This window comes from Robertmurraya dakarensis (genome assembly GCF_900156875.1).
Taxonomy (GTDB): domain Bacteria; phylum Bacillota; class Bacilli; order Bacillales; family Cytobacillaceae; genus Robertmurraya; species Robertmurraya dakarensis.
The window spans coordinates 1-1,494 of the sequence record NZ_LT707405.1; the positions used below are offsets into that span (position 1 = coordinate 1).

Genomic DNA, 1,494 nt, shown 5'->3' on the forward strand with positions numbered 1-1,494 from the left:
CTAACTTCGTAGAAGTCAACTTCTTTTTTTAAAATCTTTTTTTATTTAAGATAAAAAAGATTGTAGCTCGCTTTTTAGCGACAAGAATTAATATAACATTTTGTTTCGTAGAAGTCAACTTCTTTTTAACCTTTCTACTTTTCACTATAAACAAATCATTAAGTTATTTCTTAGCGCAGAAATATATATTACTATAATGACTTTAGGAGAGTCAAGAATAACTTTAAAAATCTTTTTAACTGAAATAAAGACCTCTCTCAATGTATTCCTTTGCTTTTTCTTAAATTTTAAGAAGGAGTTATTTATCTTACCATCGAAATAAAGAAAAGAACGTTGGAAGAAAGGTTTTAAGGGGGTGATATGGATGTCTTGCAAAGTAATCACTTTTGGCATCCAGAAAAGGCGGATGTGGTAAAAGTACTACTTCCGGTATCTTTGCATATTTACTAAAAGAAAATGGATATAGAGTATTAGTAGTTGATATGGATTCCCAAGGTAATCTAACTGAACTATTGTCTGAACAACCTTCAAATGAATTTATAGGAAGGTCAGTACTGGAAGCAATGCAGTATAACGATGTTAAACGATATATTGTTCCTGTCACCGAAAATCTTGATTTACTCCCTGCTACAAATTTTTTAGCGACGTTACCTCGTTGGATCTATACTGGAAAAACTTATGAAGGAGAGTCACTTCCCTTTAAAGGGAATCCAAGTTTAGTTTTGGATCAAACCTTGAGTCTAGTTCGCAGTCAATATGATTTTATTGTTATCGACACACCTCCTGCATTAAGTGAACAAACAACCAATGCACTTTGTGCAAGTAATTACGTTGTTGTATTATTTGAAAGTTCAAATTGGTGTTATTCCGCGCTTCCAAATTTCATGGATTCCATTGAAAGTGCAAAAGAATATGGAAAACATAATACAAAAGTTCTTGGGATTTTGCGGACATTGAGTGATAAAAGACGTAACGATTCTAAAGCCTTTAATGATCTCATAGAAGAAGATTATCCGAATGAAGTATTTAAAACTATTATTACTCGAAAAGCATCTATTGGAAGAGTAGCTCTATATGGATTTACTGAAAACGGAGAATTAAGACAAGTACTACAACAATACAGAAACTTCTATGAGGAGTTGATGCATCGTGTCAAAAATTAATGATATTAAAAACATGAAACGAAAACAAAAGGTAATCTCTCCTACGCAAGCATTATCCGAAGTAATTAAAGATACTAGCTTCAATGATCAGGATGGGGAACAGAGTAAAAAGACAGAAAGAAAAAGAGTATCTTTTGATTTACGAATAGACTTACATAAGGAACTAAAGATGCAAGCATTAATTCAAGAAAAGAATATCTATAATTTAATTGAAGAAGCTCTAGAAAAGTATTTAACAGAAAATAGATAAAAACAAAAAAGAAGATGCTATCCATTGCACCTTCTTTTTTGTTTTTAGAGTTAATAAGAAAATAGATTATTTTTCACACAC

Annotated in this window: 1 protein-coding gene and 1 pseudogene; both read left to right on the forward strand. The window is 31.2% G+C overall.

The features are described 5' to 3' along the window. Positions 1 to 364 precede the first annotated feature (364 nt). Positions 365 to 1,163, forward strand: a pseudogene (locus CZ487_RS00380) (ParA family protein). Beyond that, complete coding sequence (locus CZ487_RS00385; RefSeq protein ID WP_077210378.1) at positions 1,150 to 1,413, forward strand: hypothetical protein; 264 nt, start codon at positions 1,150 to 1,152, stop codon at positions 1,411 to 1,413. Before CZ487_RS00380 ends, CZ487_RS00385 begins: the two are co-directional and overlap by 14 nt. Positions 1,414 to 1,494 lie beyond the last annotated feature (81 nt).